We start from the raw sequence: 18,591 nt of genomic DNA, 5'->3' as shown, positions 1-18,591 counted from the left end.
GGAGACAGGTTGCTTCGCAGCCATATGTGGGGGTCAGGAGCGTTACTTGAACGCACATGTCTCGCAAGGCGGTTGGCCGGTTCTGGTCCTCAATGCGGACTTCCGGCCGCTGAGTTACTACCCACTGTCGCTGTGGTCGTGGCAAGACGCGATCAAGGCAGTGTTTCTCGACCGTGTGAATATCGTAGAGCACTACGATCACGCGGTGCGGAGTCCTTCGTTCGAATTTCAGCTGCCCAGCGTGGTGTCGCTGAAGTCGTTCGTGAAGCCGACCACGCATCCCGCCTTCACCCGGTTCAACGTTTTCCTGCGCGATCGCTTCTCCTGCCAGTATTGCGGCTCGCATGACGATCTGACCTTCGATCATATCATCCCACGCTCCAAGGGTGGCCAGACCACCTGGGAGAACGTTGTTGCGGCCTGTTCGCCTTGCAATTTGCGCAAGGGCAACATGACCACGCAGCAGGCGCGCATGTTCCCGCGCCAGACGGCGTTCGCGCCGACGGTGCACCAGCTGCATCGCAACGGTCGGCTGTTTCCGCCGAATTATCTGCACGGCAGCTGGCTGGACTATCTCTACTGGGATACGGAACTGGATCCGTAGGGGCGTCGGGCGCTACGCCTAGCTCGCTATTCCTGCTTCAGCTCGAGCTTGCGGATGATATCGCCCCATTTGGTGATCTCTCCGCGCACATAGTTCTGGGAGTCGGTCACCGAGCCGCCAACGGCCGCGAAGCCGATGCGGTCGAATTGTTCGCGAACACTTGCATCTGCAAGCGTCTTGTTCACGTCGGCGTTGAGCTTGTCGATGACGGCCTGCGGCGTCCTGGCCGGCACCAGGAATGCCACCCAGGTTGCATCCTCGTCGTCACTCAGTCCGAGTTCGCGCGCGGTCGGGACATCCGGAAGCGATGGCATGCGCTCGCGGCTTGTCACGGCCAGCGCCTTGACCTGTTTGCCCTTCACCAGCTCCATCGCCGCGGGCAAGGCGACACTGGCCAGAGGCGTGTGACCGCCCATCACGGCATTTAGCGCGGGACCTGCACCCGTGAATGGCGCATGCACGATGTTAGCCTTGGCGTTGAGCTTGAATATTTTTTCGGCCGACAGATGCGGCGTGGTGCCGACACCGGCAGTGCCATAGGTGAAGTTTTCCTTGGCGGCAGAGGCGATCACCTCGCGCAGGGTCGATGCTGTGAGACTAGGCGCGCCGACGATCAGATTGGGCGTGGTCGCCGCGACCACCACGGTCTTGAATTCGTCCGGCGAATAGCCGGCCTTTGGCGACAGGCTCGGATTGACGGCGAATGCGCTTGTCGTCACCAGCACGGTATAGCCGTTGGCTTCGGCCCTTGCAGTCGCGGCAGCCGCGATATTGCCACCGGCACCACCGCGATTCTCGATTACGACGGGTTCGCGCCACAGGTCGTTCAGTTTCTGTCCGACAATGCGCGCGATGATATCGGCTGGGCCGCCCGGCGCGAAAGCGACGAGCAGGCGCACCGGCTGCGCCGGGTAGGGCTGCTGGGCGACGGCGGGACCGATCGCCGTCAGCAGCGCTGCGGTGATGACGACCGCGCTGGATGCGCGCTTGAAGACGTGCGTCATGATATTCCTCCTCGATGTTTTTCGGGAGGCTTTTGCGCCTCCTCAACGGGTGTGGTTCAGAACACCTCGTCCTTGAACCACCGGCCCTGCGCCAGCGCGTATTCGGCAATCTCCATACGCGTGCCGATCCAGACATCGTCGCGCTTGCGCGCAAGCTTGATCATGGCGTCGTAAACCCACGCGCCCGCCGGCCGACCGAACACATGGGTGTGCGCGGTGACATCGAGCATGAACGGTGCCGCGTCGGCCTGGCTTGCATTGTCGAGGATGGCGCGGAACTGGTCGATCAGCGTTGCCGGCGCATTGCCGTAGCGGATGCTGTGCGGCAGATCGTTCACGTCCATCGTCAGCGGAATGCCGACGATGCGTTGTTCCGGCGCATCTTTCTGCATGATGATCGAGGGCAGGTCGTCGTCATTGCAGTCGCCGAACCAGACATAGCCTTCCTCAGCGAGCAGCTTTGGCGAAATCAGGCTTCCGGTGCCACGTGGGCTGATCCATCCTTTCGGACGTTCGCCGGTGACGGCGGCGATGAGGTCACCGGTGCGGCGGATATTGGCGCGCTCACCGGCCTCGTCGAAATAGACCGGGATGACATCCATGCCATAGGAATGCGCCACGATCTCGTGACCAGCGGCATGAAGCTCCTTCAGCACGGTCGGGTGGGTTTCGGCCAGCACGCCGTTGACCATGATGCTGGTCTTCACATCGTTCGCGGCAGCGATGCGCGTGAGGCGCTGGATGCCGCGCACGGCGCCGTAGCTTGCCCACGAATGTGCGTTGGTATCGAAAAAGCCGGGCTGCAACACGTTACCCATCGGCCCGATGCCCGGTGCCTTGCCGGGCGACCAGGCTTCATAGGCCAGGTTGAAGACGATGCCGATGCGTGCGCCATTCGGCCAGCGAAAGTCTGACGTCGCGCGCTGTACGCGAAATGTCCGGGAATCACTCATGTTGTTGTCCTTGTTTTTGGCGCGTGCGTTGCCGTGTCAGGCCACGATGCTGTTGGACAGGATGCCGATGCCTTCGATCTCGGCTGTGACGCGATCCCCCTTGAGCAGGAAGCGCGGCGGCGTCATCGCATAGCCGACCCCGGACGGAGTTCCGGTGGCGATCACGTCTCCGGGCTCCAGCGTGAGACCGCGCGTCAGATGTTCGATGATGGCCGGGATATCGAAGATCATGCGGCTGGTGCGGCTGTCCTGGCGTACCTCGCCATTGACGGTGCTGAAGATCCTGATGTCGGCAACATTCGGCAGCGCGGACGCATGGACCACAACCGGCCCGAATGGGCAGGAGCGATCGAGGCCTTTGCCTTTGAACCACTGGCCGTAACGGCGTTGCATGTCGCGGCCGGTGATATCGTTGATGATCGAATAGCCGAACACATGATCGAAGGCGTTCTGCGCGGAAATATTGCTGCCCGGCTTGCCGATGATGACGGCGAGCTCGACTTCGTAATCGAGCTGTTCGGTGACATTGGCGTGCTGCGGAATCGTCTCACCTGAAGCGATCACGGCGGTCGGCGGTTTGGTGAAGAATTCCGGCACGCTTGGCAGCGGGGCGGGCGCCTTGCCCTGCGCGCGCATGCCTTCGTCGATATGGTCCTTGTAATTGCGGCCGACGCAGAAAACGTTCTTCTTCGGCCGTGGGATCGGTGCCATCAGCGTCAGCGAGGCCAGCGCAACAAGGTTCGCGGCGTTCGCGGTGGATGCGAGATCACGCACGATGGCGAGCCCCGCTTCGCCGGCTTCGGCGAGATCGCCGACATGGCGCGGCGCGGAGGCCTGGCCTGCATCCGGCCACGCCTTCGTCAGATCGAGAACATTGTCATCGATCAAGAGGCCGAGATGCGATCCGTCTGCGGCTGCAAAAGTGAGGAAGATCATGCTGTGGTCTCATTCTGTTCGTGGAGGTCGAATTCTTTCAATGACGCCGCTGCCTGGTCGCGCAGCAAACGGACATGTCGTCGCGCGAGTGTTTCCGCGCGGTCGGGATCGCGCTGCGCGATCGCGTCGATGATGTCGTGGTGCTCATGAAACGATTGCGAGCCGCGATTGAGACGCTCGATAAAGCGCAGTCCCGCCATTTTCAGATGGCCGAATGAGTCCCATGTTTTGCCGAGCAGGGCGTTGCCGCTCTCTTTGATCATCAGCGCATGAAAGGCGGTGTTGGCAGCGGCATATTCGGTGGGGCGTGCCAGTGCTCCGGCCTCATCGAAATCGGCGAACACGGCCCGCAGGCGGGGCGCGACATCATTCGCACCGTTGAGGGCCACTTCGCGTGCTGCCAGACCTTCCAGCATTTCTCGGATCGACAGCCATTCGAGATATTCCGGCAGCGATGTCGGCATCAGCCGTGCGCCGCGGCGCGGGCGAAACGTGATCAGCCCTTCCTGCTCGAGCCTGCGCATGGCCTCGCGTACGGGAGTCCGGCTGACCCCGAGCTCTGCCGCAAGCTCCTCTTCTCGAAGCCGCAAGGGGGCCGTGAGGCCGGCCGCACGCACCCCCAGTCGAACTTTCAGGGCCGTATAGACTTCGTCTCTCAGATAGGGCCTGGCGGCGATCGGGCTGATGCTCATGAATTTTGTATATGTATACAAAATCGAGAAGTCCATGGTATTTCAATGTTGCGTCGCAGCGATCTTGCCGAATGTGAGTGACTTGGATGATCGGTAACTGGGGCTGACAGATCTTTCGCCGGGCGCGGAGATGGCCGCTTTGCCGTCGTATCAGTATGGTCTCTGGCTTCTCGCTCGGTCCTGGGTTGACGGAGCCCAACGATTTGCCCGGAGCTTCCGATGAGCGACATAGTCGTCGACGATATCGTTGTTCTGCTGCCGCCCCTGCTGCAGTCGCTCGAGGCGCTGCAATTCGTTGCGCGCAATCTGCATCCGCCGACTTTCGGTGCCGTTATGGAAGCGGTGGGCGAGCCCGATCAGGCGCTCAAGGCGGTGCGCGCAGAGCTCAACGCATGGCCGGATGATTTTAGCGATCTGCGGGCACATCTCGATGCGGCGAGCGACGCGGCGCTGACAGCCTTTACCGGCCTGCGCGCCGCCCAGCAGCCCGGCGGCGATCTGCCGATGGTGTTTCGTGCATTGCGCCACGCCACGCGCGCGCAGGAATCGCTCTATGCCACGGTGGCGCGGCTGCCGCCGGTGAGTACGTTCTTTCTTCCGCCTGACATGCGCGAGAACACGGCACTGCTTGAACGACTGGCATTGCCTTCGGCAGAAAACACCGGCGTCATTCATGATGGTGAGCCCGGACGTCGCGGCGGTTTCTCGATGTATGTGCCGGAAACCTACACGCCGGATCGTGCCTGGCCGCTGGTGATGGCGCTGCATGGCGGGAGCGGCAACGGCCGGGCTTTCTTGTGGAGCTGGCTCGCCGATGCGCGCAGCTCTGGCGCGATCCTCATCGCGCCGACGGCAATCGGCAGCACCTGGGCGCTCATGGGCGACGATGCCGATACGCCGAATCTTGCGCGCATTCTCGATCTGGTGCAGTCGCGCTGGCATATCGATCCCGCGCAGCTCCTGCTGACCGGCATGAGCGATGGCGGCACCTTCTGCTATGTCAGCGGCCTTCGCGCCGAGTCGCCCTTCACCCATCTGGCACCGGTGGCCTCGACCTTCCATCCGCTGATGGCGCAGTTTGCCGATGCAGATCGCCTGCGCGGCCTGCCGATCCATCTCGTCCATGGCCGTCTCGACTGGATGTTTCCGGTGCAGACCGCGCGCGAGGCACAGCAGGCGCTCACGATCGCCGGCGCCGATGTCACCTATCGCGAGATCGACGATCTCAGCCACTGCTATCCGCGCGAGGTCAATGCGGTGCTGCTGGCGTGGCTCGCACAACGTCCCGGTGCGTAACCAAACGCCGCAGGGCCGCTAAGTTCACAGGCTGGACTTCCACGTCCGCGATCGGTTCTTATATGGCGGGGGCTACCCATCCCGGACAAAGGAGATTTTGCATGCCTTCACTGACCGAGTGGAAAGTGCCCCCGGGTGTGCAGCCGCGTGCTGAGGATTACGGATTCGACCTCGAACAGGCGCTGGAGGCGGTGGTTGGGCTGCATTGCATCATCCCGGAAGATGCTTTCACGGCGGATACGCTCGGCACCGAGCGCGCTGGCAATGGCGTGCTGATCGGTGACGGTCTCATTCTGACCATCGGCTATCTTATCACCGAGGCGGAAACGATCTGGGTGCATCTCGGCGACGGCCGCGTGGTGCAGGGCACGGCGCTGGGCGTCGATCAGGAAAGCGGTTTCGGACTCGTGCAGGCGCTCGGCGAGATCGACATCGCGCCGCTGCCGCTCGGAGAGTCGGCGAGCGCGAAGATCGGCGATCGCGTGGTGGTCGGCGGCGTCGGCGGACGCACGCGGTCCGTGGCCGGGAAGATCGCCGCGACACAGGAATTCGCCGGCTATTGGGAATACCTGCTCGACGACGCGATTTTCACCCATCCGGCGCATCCGAACTGGGGCGGTGCCGCCCTGATCAACGCCAAGGGCGAGTTGATCGGCATCGGCTCGCTGCAGATTGAGCGCGAGCACGGTGGCAAGAACGAGCATCTCAACATGGTCGTGCCGATCGACTTGCTGAAGCCGGTCCTCGACGATCTCAAGACCTATGGTCGTGCCAACAAGCCGCCGCGGCCGTGGCTCGGGCTGTATGCCGCCGAGGTCGAGGACAAGGTCGTCGTGGTCGGGATCGCCAGGAAGGGCCCCGCGGCCCGGGCCGAGCTCAAGACCGGCGACGTGATTCTTGCCGTCAACGGTGAGGAGGTATCCGATTCCGTCGAATTCTATCGCGCACTCTGGGCTCTCGGTCCGGCCGGTGTCGACGTGCCGCTGACGCTCTATCGCGGTGGCGATACATTCGATGTCGAATTGGTATCCACGGACCGCTCCAAGATGCTGAAAGCTCCCCGGCTGCACTAACGCCACGATACACGCGACGCAATCGCGGCCTCGTCCTAGACATCAGGCGCACCGCAACATGTGCGGTGCGCCGTCTCGACGCGATCAGTGCGCGTGTCCGCCGCCGGCCGGTGCCGAGGCGCCGACGGCGTTGACGTCGAGTTCGATGTCCACCTTGCCGGCCTTCTCGAACTGTAGCTGCGCCCTCACCTTGTCGCCCTTGGCCAGCGGCTTGGCGAGATCCATCAGCATCAGGTGATAGCCGCCGGGCTCGAGCTTCACGGTGGCGCCGGGCTTGATCTCGAGTCCCTCATTGAGCGGGCGCATCTTCATCACGCCATCGGTCACGCTCATCTCATGCACTTCGATGCGGCTGCCGCCGGTGAATGTGCCCCCCAGGAGTTTGTCGCCGGTCTTGCCGTTGTTGGTGATGGTGAGATAGCCACCGGCCACCTTGGCCGCGGGCGGTGTGGCACGCGTCCAGGGTGTCATGATCATCAGGTCGCCCGCATGGACCATGCCGGCCATCTGCGCCATTGCATCATGTGGTGATGCCGCGGCAAGGCGCACGATCGGCGCCGGCGATTTCAGGCTGTGCAGATCCTGCCCCGCAGCCGGGATTTGCGCCCAGTCTTCCGAACCCTGCTCGCAGCTCTGCAATGTCGGCAGATACAGCGGTGCATCGGCCTTCAATGCGGCAGGCAGATAGGCCGAGAATACGAACTCGTCATAGAAGTCGTTGTCGAGCTTGCCGGTCCAGGTGATTTCCTTGACGCCTTCCGATGCCTTCATGCCGTGCATGAAATCGTAGGACTGCGCATAGGCGCCTTTCTTCACGGCGATGGTCCAGCCCGGCTTCGGCATCGGCTTCACTGCGATCATCCCTTCCGGAATCTGCACGGTGATTTTCGTCGTCGGCGAGGCGCCACAGCCATGCGGCACGGCGAGCACCGCGCGATAGGAGCCGCCGACCGTGGCCGGGCCGCTCTGCACGAAGACATGGGCATAAGCAGGCGATGCCACTGCGCCCAGCGCAGTGAGAAGCAACAGCATGGAGCGGTTGGTCATGGAACGTCCTTTCGTGGATTGAAGCATAGCGGAATTCGTCATCTTCACCACCTCGCCTTGACGCCGGCATAGATGGCGCGGCCGGTGCCGGGTTCGAACAGCGGCGATGTCGCCGTGGCCTGATTGAGAATGCTGGCGGAGGCGATGTAACGGGTATCGAGCACGTTGCGTGCTTCGATATAGCCTGAATATGTGCCGCCATTGTCGACGCCGGCTTTCAGGCCGAGCAGCGCATAGGGTTCGGTCTTCAGCGTATTGGCGCTGTCGACATAGTAAGCTTCCGGCACCCATTCGACATTGGGGCCGAGATAGAAGCCGTTGGCGTGCTTGTAGAGCAATTCCGCGCGCAGATAGTGCCGCGGCGCGCCCGGCAGCAGGTTGTTGCCGAAAGTCGCGTCATTGTCGAAGCGGAAGTCGTTGAACGTATAGGCCATGTTCAGCCAGAGCTTGTCGGGCTGCGGCGAGGCATCGAACATGCCCTTGAACACGGCGATGCCAAGGCCGGCCTCGATGCCCTGATGGATGGTGCGATCCGCATTGGTGACGTTGCAGTTGCCGAAGGCGCTGTAAATGCATTGCAATTCGTCGGTGATGTTAGCGCGGTAACCCGTCAGCTCCCATGTCAGGTCGGGACGTCGTCCGCGGGTACCGATTTCATAGGTGGTCGCACGCTGTGGCCGGATGCTGGTGAAGGGAATCGTCGGGATGCCCGGGCCGTTCGAACTCTCGCCGAAGCTCGGGACTTCGGCACTGCGCGAGATATTCGCGTAGGCCTGCCAGGTCGGATCGATATTCCAGAGCACGCCGCCTTTCGGACTCCACAGGTTGAATTCGGTGGCGCCCGATTGGTCGCCATCGTTCAGGAAACGGTCCTGACGGTTGCGCGTGGCATAGAGGAATTGCGTGCCGCCAATCACCGCGACTGTCGGCAGAACGTAAAGTGAGTTTTCGACATAGACCGACGTGTTCTTCGAGCGGTCGATCGAGGACGACGCCAGCGCGCCCTTCTGGCCCGCGACATTGACATACTGGTTGTTGTCGATCCTGCCGTTGATCACATTGACGCCGGCGACAAACACGTTGCGATAGCCGCCGATATTGCGGTCGTCGGTCACTTTCGCGAAGCCGCCATAGTCCTGATAGCTGTAGTCCAGATACTGGAAGATCGGATGCATCAGGTGCCTGTCGACGGCGAAGACGCCGAAGTCGATCGTAGTATTGTCGAGCCGGATGGTGGTTTTGTTGGCGAGGCGCACCGTGTCGATATTGCGCTGTTGATCACCGGTGAGGTTGCTGGCCGCCGCGGTGGTTGGCGAATTCAGCGCGCTGTCTTTGCTGACCGAGCCGGGAATGCGCTGCCGCACGCTGTTGGCATTGAGATAGAAGCGGGTCTCGAAGTCCGGCGAGAACTGGTAGCCGACATTGCCGCTGACGCGTGTTGCCTCGCCATTGCTGTGATCGCGGAAGCCATCGGCGGACTGCGTCGAGGCCGTGATGAAACCGTCCCACGGACCATTGGCACCGCCGGTGTTGGCTTGCAGGCGGCGGAAGCCGAAAGCACCCATGTCGACCGACGCGCCGTTCGGAAAAGGATCGCGGCCAGTGGGTGTCACGAAATTGATCGCGCCGCCGAGCGAATTGGCACCAAAGCGCAATGCGTTGCCGCCCTTGAACACCTCGACATATTTATAGGCGGTCGGGTCGATCTCCTGGAAATCGCCATAGCCGTCGGCGGTGTTGATCGGGATGCCGTCCATATAGAGCTGCACGCCGCGTAGGTGGAAGTTGCGCGACAGGCTCGATCCGCGGATCGACAGGCGGGTGTCGTCGCCCCATTTCGGCTGCGCGAACACGCCCGGCACATAATCGAGGATGTCCTTGATAGTGTTCGACGGCGTCGATGTTCGCCACGCATCCGCCGTCACCAGCGCGACGCCGCCGGGCGTCTGCTGGATCTCGCGGAGTGCCTGCTGCGCAGTGAGCACCGTGAGCGCGCCCGGCACGCTCGGCGCCTGGGCGTCGACGCGAGCTGGTGTGGCCGCAGGGGTGCTGCGGGCCGTGCGGGCGCTTGGCGCGGCGTTGCGTGGCTTGCGCGCGGCAGTGGCGCGCTGCTGTGCGGGCGCATCGACGGTGACCGCTGGAAGCGATGTCGAGGAGGCCGATTGGGCCGACACCGCACCTGGAACGAGCGCGGCCGCGGATGCGAGCAGGACGCTGCGCAGCCGCATGGAAACGGATAGCATGGGGAAAACTCCACCGGGATTGAACTGAGCAACGCGCGCGCTGATGCGCGGCGTCTGACGGCGTGGAACGTCAGCTCAGGCGCGGTGGCGCGCGGGCCCGGTGGTCGGAGGTTGCTGCGGTCGCAACGATGCGATCGTCGAGGGAGGCAACGGGAGCGATCGCGATGGCGATGCGCGAGACGAGGAAAGTCGCGGAGGCCGGCGGGGCACCCGGCGCATGGGTGCCGACGCAGATCGGGCAATGCACCGCAGGAGCGCCTGACGTCTTGCCGGTGTCGTCAGGGGAGGCGGCAAGGTCGGGATGGGTGAGGCAGAGCTCGAAGCCTGCGGCCTGCGCGGTCGGCGAGATCGCCGCCAGTAGCAGGCTGGACAGTACGACATTGAGCACAAGCGCATAGGCAGCGGCCAAAGATGCCACGGCCCCAAACCAGCGTTTGCGCGAAACATGTGTCACGGGAGCGATCCTCCCCTCCCGATTAACACGGGGGCGGAACCTGTCAAAGCCGTTCGTGGAGCGAAGTTACCCGAAATCTAGAGAACGACGATGCCGGAATGCTTGGCCTTGTCGTCGGGTTCGACATGGATGGTGATCAGAGCCTCGCCGATCTCCTGGCGGATCGCGGTCTCGAGCTTGTCGCAAATGTCGTGCGCGGCGCTCACGGTGGTCGATCCTGCCACCACCAGATGGAAATCGATAAAGGTCATGCTGCCGGCGCGGCGGGTGCGCAGGTCGTGCGCCTCGATGGCGCCGTCGGCATGGGCCGATATGGTCTGCTTGATGCTCGCGAGCATGGCTGGCGGGATGGCCTCATCCATCAATCCGCTGAGCGACTCCTTCATCAGGCCCCAACCGGCCCACAGGATGTTGAGCGCGACGAGCGCCGCAAGGATCGGATCGAGAATGGCGATGCCCGACAGTGCCGCTACTCCGACGCCGCCGAGAACACCGATTGAAGAATACACGTCGGACAATAAATGGCGGCCGTCCGCTGCGAGAGCCGGCGAGCGATGGATGCGACCTTGCCGGATCAGTACCCATGCCCAACCTGCATTGATGACGCTCGCCGCTGCGTTGAGTAGCAGCCCAACCCAGGGTGCTTCGACAAGGCGCGGCACCAGATAGCTTTGATAGGCTTCGCGCAGGATCAGGATCGCGGCGAGCACGATCAGCACGCCTTCGAGCACGGCCGAGAAATATTCAGCCTTATGATGCCCGTAGGGATGATCGTCGTCTGCCGGTTTCGCGCTCAGCGTGGTTGCGAGCAAGACGACGATCGCCGTCACGACATTGACGATACTTTCAATCGCATCGGACAGCAGTGCGACGCTGCCGGTCAGATGATAGGCGGCGTATTTCATACCGAGGACCAGCAGGCCAACGGCAATGCTGCCTTGCGCAAGACTGCGAACGCTTGTCATCTGAAAATCTCGTTGGGGTAACGCGAAGTCTCACGCGGCTGTGTGCTCTAATATGCCGATCACAACGATGCAAGCCGTGAAATCCAGCTGCAAGTGCTTCGCATTATAAGGCGCGTGGACTTCATCGAACACGTCGTCCTTCCAATGGGCATGATATCGATCCCGTCATGCGCGTGGCATTTGTAGCGGTCGTCCGCGCATTGATAGTTGCGGGACGACATCGTGCTGGATCTTGTCGTCATGGCGTGGTCCTCAATGTCGCCGGTCTCAACAAGGCCGGGGAGACCCATGGTGGAGCGCTTCGGCCCGCATGGGCGGCCATCGCTGCTGCGGTTTCGTGGGAAAGCCCGTGCTGCGCGCTCGCCGACCCTCAAGGGCGATCGATCAACCTGAGGTTATTCGTGAGCCAGCGCGGCTGTGGCGCGATCACCACAGCGGCGCGCAAAGTGCAGTCCAGAGCTGTTCCATGAGCCAAATGACACGCTGTTGAGCCTGATTTGATCGCTCAGCCCTGTATGAGGTGCGGGTCGTCCGGGTTGGACGCGTTGCAGCAAGGGTTGGGAATGACAGGTTTTGGTGGATCACGCGGGCTGCGCCTTCTGGCGCTTTTGATATTGCCCGCTGTGTTGGCAGGATGTGCAAGCAGCGGGGGGATGATGTCGTCCACCGGCTTTGGCGGTCCGTCCGCCAGCTATGCCGAGTTGAATGACGGCGGGCACACGCTCCCGGCCATCGACGTCTCCGGAATCGATTCGGCGATGCTGCGTCAGCGCGTCGCCTACCGCACCAAGGAGCCCGCAGGCACCATCGTGGTCGATACGGCCGCACGGCATCTCTATCTCGTCGAAGGCGACGGCAAGGCGATGCGCTATGGCATCGGCGTCGGCAAGGCCGGCCTCGCTTTCGCCGGCGCTGCGGTGATCAAGCGCAAGGCCGAGTGGCCGCACTGGAGCCCGACGGAAAACATGATGAACCGCGAACCCGCGCGCTACCGCAAGATGGCGGGCGGCATGGAGGGCGGCATCGATAATCCGCTCGGGCCGCGTGCGATGTATCTCTACCAGGGCGACCGCGACACCATGTTCCGTATTCACGGCACCACCGAGCCCGAGACCATCGGCCATGCCGTCTCAAGCGGCTGCATCCGACTGATGAACCAGGATGTCGTCGATCTCTATAACCGCGTGAAGATCGGCAGTCGCGTCGTCGTGATCCAGGGTGGCCGCGCCGAGTCCTGAGACGCATCTTCGACCGAGAATTCAAAACGCCGGGTGTCTCTGATACCCGGCGTTTTGCGTTCGGCGCTGCGAATTTTGCCGTAGCCGGTTTCGTTGCACCGTCTTATGGTGCATTCTCTATTAAATACATCTTTTGATTGTCCTCTGAGCGACCGCGAGGCCCAGATGTCGTTCCGCGAAGATAACAGTGCGTATGAGGATTGGCTGCGCGGCCAGTGCGACGTCGTGGAAAAGGACCTCAGGCTCAAGCACAGGCTGATGTGTGAGGATTCCTTCGTCTTTTTGCGCGGCACGTATTTTCGGTGGGCAAGGAAGATCGAAGAACTCTGCCCGGCTTTGTGTGACGCGCCGCATGTCCTCTGCGTTGGAGACGTGCATCTCGAAAATTACGGCACCTGGCGCGATGCCGAAGGGCGTCTCGTATGGGGCATCAACGATTTCGATGAGGCGGCGAAGATGCCGTATCTGTTCGATCTCGTTCGGCTTGCGACCAGCGCGCTGCTTGCGCCGGGCATGAGGCTTGGGAGAGCGGCGATCTCGCGTGCCATTCTCGCCGGCTACCGCAAGGGTCTGGCCGATCCCCATCCGGCACTACTGGATCAACGCGAATTCTGGATGCGGCCCTATGCCGTTCGCGCGCGCAAGAAGCCGGCGAAGTTCTGGAACGAGGTGAAGAAGTATCCGACCGCCAAGCCGCCTGCAAAGGTCGTCCGGGCACTGAAAAAGTCGCTGAAGGGCGCAACGATCGAGAGATTTGGCAGCCGCGTCGCGGGCACCGGCGGCCTCGGCCGGCCACGATACGTGGCCGTCGCCACTGCTGAAGGTGGTTTCTGCCTGAGGGAGGCAAAGGCGCTCGTCCCTTCGGCCTGGCTTTGGGCGCATGGGTCAAAATCCAGAGTCTCGCATCTTCACGCTCTGGCATTTGGACGCTATCGCGCGCCGGATCCGTTTCTGGCCACAGACGGCAAGTTCGTGATCCGCCGGCTGGCGCCGGATTCCCGCAAGATTGAACTCGGCAAGAGTCCGGGCGCCGAGCTGGCCAAGCTGACCACACAGCTATTGAACGCGATGGGGCAGGATCTCGCTGCCATTCATGCTGCAGGCAAGATCGGCGCAAAAGCGCTGCGCGCCGATCTCAGGAAGCGCCCTCTGGGATGGCTCGGAAAAGCCGCCAAGACCATGTCGGATCTGGTAGAAAGCGACTACCGCGCCTGGAAGAAGAAATGACGCGCGGCAGTCGCTCCGATCTCACACAAGCCCGCCATTGGCGCGCAGCACCTGGGCGTTGATCCAGCCGCCTTCAGGGCCGACCAGGAAAGCAACGGCATTGGCGATGTCTTCGGGGGTGCCGAGACGCTCCATTGGTGTCGCCTTGGCGAAACGCTCGATCAGTTCGGGCGACTTGCCATTGAGGAACAGGTCGGTTGCGGTCGGGCCAGGTGCGATGGCGTTCACAGTAATCGAGCGGCCACGCATCTCTTTGGCCATGATGCCCGTCATGGTTTCGACCGCAGCTTTGGTGGCGGCATAGACGCCGTAGCTCTCGAGCTTGGTGCCGACGACGCCCGTCGAGAAGTTCACGACCCGACCGCCGTCGCGCAGCCGCTTCGCCGCCTCGCGCATGGTGTTGAACGTGCCTTTCAGATTGACCGCGATCTGCTGGTCGAACGACGCATCGTCGGCGTCGGCGAATTTCGCGAGCTTCATGATGCCGGCATTGTTGATCAGCACGTCGATGCCGCCAAAGGCGGTCTCCGCTGCATCGAACATCCCGCGCACAGCGGCGGGATCGCTGACATCGGCCTTGGCGGTCAGCGCGCGGCCGCCCGCGGCTTCGATCTTTTGTGCGACCGCCTCGGCCGGCGCGGCATTGCCGGAATAATTGACGATGACCGTGAAGCCGTCGCGGCCCAGCCGCTCCGCGATGGCGGCGCCAATGCCGCGTGAGGCGCCGGTGATAATAGCTACCTTATTGGTTCCGTTTGCCATTTTCGTTCTCCTCGGTGTGGTGAGCAGCGGTGCCGCTCTGATAGGAGAAATCTAGGCCATTCCATTTTCCGGATAATGATGCATTATCTGGCATCACAATTCGGATTTAACGAACAAATAGATGGACCGTTTCGAGACGATGCGGGTGTTCACCCGGGTGGTGGAGCGGCGCAGCTTTACGGCGGCGGCGGCGGATCTCGGCCTGCCGCGTTCGACCGTGACCGATGCCGTCAAGCAGATCGAGGCGCGGCTCGGCGTGCGGCTGCTTGAGCGCACCACGCGGCTGGTGCGGCCGACGCTGGACGGCGAGGCCTATCACCGGCGCTGCCTGACGCTGATCGCCGATCTCGAAGACGCCGAAAGCGCGTTCTGCGGCGCCAAGCCGAAAGGGCCGTTGCGGGTGGATATGAATGGCACGCTGGCGCGCAATTTCGTGCTGCCGCATCTGCCGGACTTTCTCGCCGAATATCCTGATATCCAGCTCTATCTCAGCGAGGGCGATCGGTTGGTCGACCTGATCCGTGAAGGCATCGACTGCGTGGTACGTGTCGGCGAGCTTCGCGACAGCGATATGGTGGCGCGGCGGCTGACCATGATGGACGAAGTCACCTGCGCCGCGCCGTCCTATCTCGCGCGCACCGGCGTGCCTTTGTCCATTGATGCGCTCAAAGGTCATCGCATGGTCGGCTATCACTCGTCGGCGACGGGCGCGGTGCTGCCGCTTGAATTTCAGGACGACGGCGCGTTGCGTTATGTCACGTTGCCGGTTGCGATCACGGTGAACAGTGCCGATAACTACGCGGCGATGGCGAAACTCGGATTCGGTCTGGTGCAGGTGCCGCGTTATCGGGTCAAGAGCGAACTCGCCGGTGGCACGCTGGTGGAGGTATTGCCGCAACATCCGCCGACGCCGTCGCCGGTGTCGTTGCTCTATCCGCGCAACCGCCAGCTCTCGCCGCGGGTGCGCGTGTTCATGGACTGGCTGACGCGTGCTTTTGCGCGCGACCTCATTTAATGAAACCTGCGATGGCTCCTGTTTTTCGCTTCGCGCCCAGCCCCAATGGTTATCTGCATCTCGGCCACGCCGCTTCGGCGCTGCTGAATTTCGATCTGGCGCGCGAGGCCGGTGGCCGGTTGCTGCTGCGGATCGAGGATATCGATGTCACGCGCTGCCGGCCGGAATTCGAGGCGGCGATCTACGAGGATCTCGCCTGGCTCGGTATCGCCTGGGAGATGCCGGTACGGCGACAGTCGCAGCATTTTGCCGACTACCGCGCCGCGACCGAGCGGCTCGCCGCCATGGGATTGCTCTATCCGAGCTTCGAGAGCCGCACCGAGATCGCGCGCATGATCGCGGCCGAAGAAGCGAAAGGCTCATGGCCGCGCGATCCCGATGGTGCGCCTCTCTATCCAGGCATTGCCAGATCGTTGTCGCCGCAGGCCGTCGCCGAACTCAAACAGGCAGATGCCCCGATGGCGCTGCGGCTCGATATGGCCAGAGCCATTGCGGCCAGCGGTCCGCTCACATGGACCGAGCGGGGGGCGGGTCCGGGCGGCGAGACGGGTATCGTTGCTGCGCAGCCGGAAGCCTGGGGCGATGTGATCCTGGCCCGCAAGGAAACACCGACCAGCTATCATCTCTCGGTTGTCCTCGATGATGCGCTGCAGGGGGTGACCCATGTGGTGCGCGGCCAGGATCTGTTCTGGTCGACCAGTGTGCACCGGTTGCTGCAGCAACTGCTCGGCCTGCCGCAACCGGTCTATCGGCACCACCCGCTGGTGCGCGATGGCACCGGCGCCAAACTGTCCAAATCGACCGGCTCAACCAGCCTGCGTGAGTTGCGAGCCGGGGGCACTACACCAGCGGATATCCGCCGCATGGTCGGGCTGCCTGACCCGTCTGCCGCAAGTTAGCCGCAAGCGCGCCGCAAGAAATTCGCAAGCTGGACCAGGGCCGCGGCGTGACTCCGCGCGCCTCGCCGTGGCATGGTGCCGCCGGGACGGGTGGGCAACATATGGCGCTGACATCGCGCTCTCCGCGCAAGATGCGGACGCGCACCAAGCAAACGCTGAAAAAACGCGTGGCCAAGAAGCGTGCGGCAAAGAAGCGTGCATCGAAGCCGCGCGCCAAGCGCAGGTCCCCGCGTGCCGATACGATGGTGGAAACCGCGCTGGCGGTGTTCGCCCATGAGGTGCGCACGCCGTTGACCGGCATTCTTGCGGTCAGCGATCTGCTGGCCACCTCCGATCTCGACGAGCGTGAGCGGCGCTGGGTCGAGACGATCAAGGCTGGCGCCGAACATCTGGCGGGTCTCGCGACATTGTTCGTCGATGCCGCGCGCAGCAGCAAATCCAGATTCGAACTGCGGCAGGATTTTTTCGATCTGCGCGCGCTTGCCCGCAACATTGGCGACTCGCTCGCGGGCCGCGCGGCTGCCAAGGGACTGCTGTCGCGGGTCGTGATCTCCGACAGACTGCCGGTGTTCGTGATCGGCGATCCCGTGCGGCTGCGCGCGGCGCTGGAAAATCTGATCGACAATGCGGTGAAATTTACCGAGCAGGGCAATGTGGCGCTGAAGGTCTCGCCTGTGCGCATGGCGGGCAAGGTCGGCGTATCCTTCACCGTCTCCGATAGTGGCATCGGCCTCACGCTGGCCGAGATCAAGCGGCTGTTCAAACCGTTCTCGCAGGCCAATGTCTCGATCGCGTCGCGTTTTGGCGGTGCGGGCCTTGGCCTGTCGTCAGTCAAACAACTCGCTCGCGCCATGGGTGGCGACATCACTGTGGCGCAGAGCCGCGGTGGTGGGACAGTGTTCACGCTGACGGTCGGCCTCGACAAGACGAATGGTCCGATCGCCATCATGTCGAGCGACGATGATGCTTCTGTTGCGCCGGGACAGGCGCTGCGGGTCTTGAGCGTCGAGGACAATCCGTTCGGTCGTGTCGTGCTCAATGCCATTCTCACCGAACTCGGCCATCAGGCCGAGTTCATCGGTCGTGGCGAAGCAGCGGCGGAGCGCGTTGCGCAGGGCACGTTCGATGCGGTGCTCATGGACATGGTGCTGCCGGGTATCGATGGCGTCGAGGCGATCCGGCAGATTCGTGCGCTGAGGGCGCCGCATGGCCACGTCGCGATCATTGGCGTGTCCGGTCGCAGTGAAGATGAAGCCGCATCGCGTCAGGCGGGCGCCGACGCGTTCCTGATCAAACCGGTGTCTCCGCGGGCGCTAGCGACTGCGCTGCTTGAAGCGAGACGCCGTGGGGCAACCGCGACTTGATGATGGCGGCATTGAGTTCGCCGCCGAACACGAAGATCGCCGCAATAAAGTACAGAAACACCAGCGCGATGATCACCGACGCCAGGCCGGCATACATCGTCACGTAGTTGTTGGCGAAGCGCGCCAGATAAAGACCGAAACCGATACCCGAGGCCAGCGACGCCAGCATCGTGAAGATGATGCCCGGCAGGATCTGACTGAAGGTGCGGCGGCCTGCCGGCAGCCACACATGCAGGATGAATAATGCGATCACCATGGCGACGATGGTGATGCCGTAACGCGCCACCGTCAGCAGCCGCTCGTTGTTCTCCACCATCAGCGGGACATAGCGCCTCACGATTTCCAGCATCAGCGGGCCGAGCACGATCAGGAACGCCATGGCCAGCGCGGTGACGGCGGCGACCAGCGTGTAGCCGATCGACTCCAGCCGCAGCCAGTACCAGCGCCGCAGCTCGATCACCGAGTATGCGCGGTTCAGCGCGACGCGCAGGCTCTCGACGCCGTTGGAGGCGAAATACACTGCGAGCACGAGACCGATGGTCAGCGCATCGCCGCGGGTAGTGGTCAGCACGTCGTGGATCTGCGAGGACAGGGCGCCCGCCACCTGATCGGGCCAGACCTCCAGCAGCAGGCCGACGGCCTGATCGGCGAGATTCTTGGAGCCGAAAAAGCCGGCCAGCGAGGCCAGCACGATCAGGAACGGAAACAGCGCCATCAGGGTGGAGAGGGCGATATGGCTGGCGATCGCCCAGCCGTCATCGGCAAGAAACGTATAGAAGGCGTCCATCACAACATCGTAGACGGTGCGTATCTGCCCCA

General features: G+C 62.8%; 18 protein-coding genes. 8 read left to right on the top strand and 10 right to left on the bottom strand.

Translation table 11 applies throughout. From position 1 onward, the window contains the following. Positions 1 to 46 precede the first annotated feature (46 nt). Positions 47 to 604, top strand: coding sequence for an HNH endonuclease (locus AC1DUY_RS22910; RefSeq protein WP_089267641.1), 558 nt, complete (start codon positions 47 to 49; stop codon positions 602 to 604). A 26-nt stretch (positions 605 to 630) separates the two neighbouring features. Here the strand turns inward: AC1DUY_RS22910 and AC1DUY_RS22905 are convergent, their stop codons facing one another. The 4 genes from AC1DUY_RS22905 to AC1DUY_RS22890 are packed head-to-tail and all read right to left on the bottom strand — an operon-like array spanning position 631 to position 4,225. Continuing rightward, on the bottom strand, positions 631 to 1,608 hold the full coding sequence (locus AC1DUY_RS22905; RefSeq protein WP_478117345.1) for a Bug family tripartite tricarboxylate transporter substrate binding protein: 978 nt from the start codon (positions 1,606 to 1,608) through the stop codon (positions 631 to 633). Between the two features lie 56 nt (positions 1,609 to 1,664). Beyond that, the gene (locus AC1DUY_RS22900) at positions 1,665 to 2,561 is read right to left on the bottom strand and encodes a polysaccharide deacetylase family protein (RefSeq protein ID WP_441230791.1); all 897 of its coding nucleotides are present in this window, start codon (positions 2,559 to 2,561) and stop codon (positions 1,665 to 1,667) included. A 36-nt stretch (positions 2,562 to 2,597) separates the two neighbouring features. Beyond that, positions 2,598 to 3,497 carry a fumarylacetoacetate hydrolase family protein gene (locus AC1DUY_RS22895; protein ID WP_478117343.1) on the bottom strand — a complete coding sequence of 300 codons (900 nt, stop codon included), beginning with the start codon at positions 3,495 to 3,497 and terminating at the stop codon, positions 2,598 to 2,600. Next, entirely contained in the window at positions 3,494 to 4,225 is a 732-nt protein-coding gene (locus AC1DUY_RS22890) for a GntR family transcriptional regulator (protein WP_478117341.1), read from the bottom strand. The genes AC1DUY_RS22895 and AC1DUY_RS22890 overlap by 4 nt, the downstream gene beginning before the upstream one ends. A gap of 183 nt (positions 4,226 to 4,408) precedes the next feature. Here AC1DUY_RS22890 and AC1DUY_RS22885 point away from each other — a divergent pair, with 183 nt between their 5' ends. Both AC1DUY_RS22885 and AC1DUY_RS22880 read left to right on the top strand, forming a co-directional pair. Continuing rightward, positions 4,409 to 5,485, top strand: coding sequence for a carboxylesterase family protein (locus AC1DUY_RS22885; RefSeq protein WP_478117339.1), 1,077 nt, complete (start codon positions 4,409 to 4,411; stop codon positions 5,483 to 5,485). Positions 5,486 to 5,586: 101 nt separating this feature from the next. Next, positions 5,587 to 6,558, top strand: coding sequence for a S1C family serine protease (locus AC1DUY_RS22880; protein WP_120287257.1), 972 nt, complete (start codon positions 5,587 to 5,589; stop codon positions 6,556 to 6,558). Between the two features lie 84 nt (positions 6,559 to 6,642). On the opposite strand, the gene AC1DUY_RS22875 is transcribed toward AC1DUY_RS22880, so the two are convergent. The 4 genes from AC1DUY_RS22875 to AC1DUY_RS22860 form a co-directional block, all read right to left on the bottom strand. Further along, a complete protein-coding gene (locus AC1DUY_RS22875; RefSeq protein ID WP_478117337.1) occupies positions 6,643 to 7,605 on the bottom strand; it encodes a DUF1775 domain-containing protein in 963 nt (320 codons plus the stop codon). A 44-nt stretch (positions 7,606 to 7,649) separates the two neighbouring features. Then, entirely contained in the window at positions 7,650 to 9,848 is a 2,199-nt protein-coding gene (locus tag AC1DUY_RS22870) for a TonB-dependent receptor family protein (RefSeq protein WP_478117335.1), read from the bottom strand. A gap of 70 nt (positions 9,849 to 9,918) precedes the next feature. Beyond that, positions 9,919 to 10,302 (bottom strand): DUF2946 family protein, encoded by a 384-nt coding sequence (locus AC1DUY_RS22865; RefSeq protein ID WP_478117333.1) that lies wholly within the window; start codon positions 10,300 to 10,302, stop codon positions 9,919 to 9,921. A 77-nt stretch (positions 10,303 to 10,379) separates the two neighbouring features. Further along, the gene (locus AC1DUY_RS22860) at positions 10,380 to 11,267 is read right to left on the bottom strand and encodes a cation diffusion facilitator family transporter (RefSeq protein ID WP_175366000.1); all 888 of its coding nucleotides are present in this window, start codon (positions 11,265 to 11,267) and stop codon (positions 10,380 to 10,382) included. 653 nt (positions 11,268 to 11,920) lie between these two features. On the opposite strand from AC1DUY_RS22860, the gene AC1DUY_RS22855 reads away from it, so the two are divergent. Continuing rightward, positions 11,921 to 12,505: a L,D-transpeptidase gene (locus tag AC1DUY_RS22855; protein WP_231079050.1), complete on the top strand. Its 585-nt coding sequence runs from the start codon at positions 11,921 to 11,923 to the stop codon at positions 12,503 to 12,505. A 165-nt stretch (positions 12,506 to 12,670) separates the two neighbouring features. After that, positions 12,671 to 13,732 carry a DUF2252 family protein gene (locus tag AC1DUY_RS22850; RefSeq protein WP_478117330.1) on the top strand — a complete coding sequence of 354 codons (1,062 nt, stop codon included), beginning with the start codon at positions 12,671 to 12,673 and terminating at the stop codon, positions 13,730 to 13,732. Positions 13,733 to 13,753: 21 nt separating this feature from the next. Here the strand turns inward: AC1DUY_RS22850 and AC1DUY_RS22845 are convergent, their stop codons facing one another. After that, positions 13,754 to 14,494, bottom strand: a complete 741-nt coding sequence (locus tag AC1DUY_RS22845) for an SDR family oxidoreductase (RefSeq protein WP_478117328.1) — start codon at positions 14,492 to 14,494, stop codon at positions 13,754 to 13,756. Positions 14,495 to 14,615: 121 nt separating this feature from the next. Between AC1DUY_RS22845 and AC1DUY_RS22840 the strand changes: the two genes are divergently transcribed. The 3 genes from AC1DUY_RS22840 (at position 14,616) to AC1DUY_RS22830 (ending at position 17,772) form a co-directional block, all read left to right on the top strand. Beyond that, positions 14,616 to 15,509, top strand: coding sequence for a LysR family transcriptional regulator (locus AC1DUY_RS22840; protein WP_093757408.1), 894 nt, complete (start codon positions 14,616 to 14,618; stop codon positions 15,507 to 15,509). An 11-nt stretch (positions 15,510 to 15,520) separates the two neighbouring features. After that, positions 15,521 to 16,408: a tRNA glutamyl-Q(34) synthetase GluQRS gene (gene gluQRS, locus AC1DUY_RS22835; protein ID WP_478117326.1), complete on the top strand. Its 888-nt coding sequence runs from the start codon at positions 15,521 to 15,523 to the stop codon at positions 16,406 to 16,408. Between the two features lie 101 nt (positions 16,409 to 16,509). Then, on the top strand, positions 16,510 to 17,772 hold the full coding sequence (locus AC1DUY_RS22830; protein WP_478117324.1) for an ATP-binding protein: 1,263 nt from the start codon (positions 16,510 to 16,512) through the stop codon (positions 17,770 to 17,772). On the opposite strand, the gene AC1DUY_RS22825 is transcribed toward AC1DUY_RS22830, so the two are convergent. Continuing rightward, positions 17,699 to 18,559 (bottom strand): YihY/virulence factor BrkB family protein, encoded by an 861-nt coding sequence (locus AC1DUY_RS22825; RefSeq protein WP_210269064.1) that lies wholly within the window; start codon positions 18,557 to 18,559, stop codon positions 17,699 to 17,701. The genes AC1DUY_RS22830 and AC1DUY_RS22825 overlap by 74 nt on opposite strands. Positions 18,560 to 18,591 lie beyond the last annotated feature (32 nt).

The organism is Tardiphaga sp. P4_G1, from assembly GCF_056401215.1.
The sequence above is the reverse complement of the archived record's forward strand: the minus strand, read 5'-3'. Positions and strand labels throughout refer to the sequence as shown.

What these genes read in the sequence shown, in the direction of transcription:
- AC1DUY_RS22825 (WP_210269064.1), bottom strand. Translation starts at nt 18,559, where the DNA reads ATGGACGCCTTCTATACGTTTCTTGCCGATGACGGCTGGGCGATCGCC.
- AC1DUY_RS22880 (WP_120287257.1), top strand. Translation starts at nt 5,587, where the DNA reads ATGCCTTCACTGACCGAGTGGAAAGTGCCCCCGGGTGTGCAGCCGCGT.
- AC1DUY_RS22890 (WP_478117341.1), bottom strand. Translation starts at nt 4,225, where the DNA reads ATGGACTTCTCGATTTTGTATACATATACAAAATTCATGAGCATCAGC.
- AC1DUY_RS22905 (WP_478117345.1), bottom strand. Translation starts at nt 1,608, where the DNA reads ATGACGCACGTCTTCAAGCGCGCATCCAGCGCGGTCGTCATCACCGCA.
- AC1DUY_RS22900 (WP_441230791.1), bottom strand. Translation starts at nt 2,561, where the DNA reads ATGAGTGATTCCCGGACATTTCGCGTACAGCGCGCGACGTCAGACTTT.
- AC1DUY_RS22840 (WP_093757408.1), top strand. Translation starts at nt 14,616, where the DNA reads ATGGACCGTTTCGAGACGATGCGGGTGTTCACCCGGGTGGTGGAGCGG.
- AC1DUY_RS22855 (WP_231079050.1), top strand. Translation starts at nt 11,921, where the DNA reads ATGATGTCGTCCACCGGCTTTGGCGGTCCGTCCGCCAGCTATGCCGAG.
- AC1DUY_RS22860 (WP_175366000.1), bottom strand. Translation starts at nt 11,267, where the DNA reads ATGACAAGCGTTCGCAGTCTTGCGCAAGGCAGCATTGCCGTTGGCCTG.
- AC1DUY_RS22870 (WP_478117335.1), bottom strand. Translation starts at nt 9,848, where the DNA reads ATGCTATCCGTTTCCATGCGGCTGCGCAGCGTCCTGCTCGCATCCGCG.
- AC1DUY_RS22850 (WP_478117330.1), top strand. Translation starts at nt 12,671, where the DNA reads ATGTCGTTCCGCGAAGATAACAGTGCGTATGAGGATTGGCTGCGCGGC.
- gluQRS (WP_478117326.1), top strand. Translation starts at nt 15,521, where the DNA reads ATGGCTCCTGTTTTTCGCTTCGCGCCCAGCCCCAATGGTTATCTGCAT.
- AC1DUY_RS22885 (WP_478117339.1), top strand. Translation starts at nt 4,409, where the DNA reads ATGAGCGACATAGTCGTCGACGATATCGTTGTTCTGCTGCCGCCCCTG.
- AC1DUY_RS22875 (WP_478117337.1), bottom strand. Translation starts at nt 7,605, where the DNA reads ATGACCAACCGCTCCATGCTGTTGCTTCTCACTGCGCTGGGCGCAGTG.
- AC1DUY_RS22895 (WP_478117343.1), bottom strand. Translation starts at nt 3,497, where the DNA reads ATGATCTTCCTCACTTTTGCAGCCGCAGACGGATCGCATCTCGGCCTC.
- AC1DUY_RS22845 (WP_478117328.1), bottom strand. Translation starts at nt 14,494, where the DNA reads ATGGCAAACGGAACCAATAAGGTAGCTATTATCACCGGCGCCTCACGC.
- AC1DUY_RS22830 (WP_478117324.1), top strand. Translation starts at nt 16,510, where the DNA reads ATGGCGCTGACATCGCGCTCTCCGCGCAAGATGCGGACGCGCACCAAG.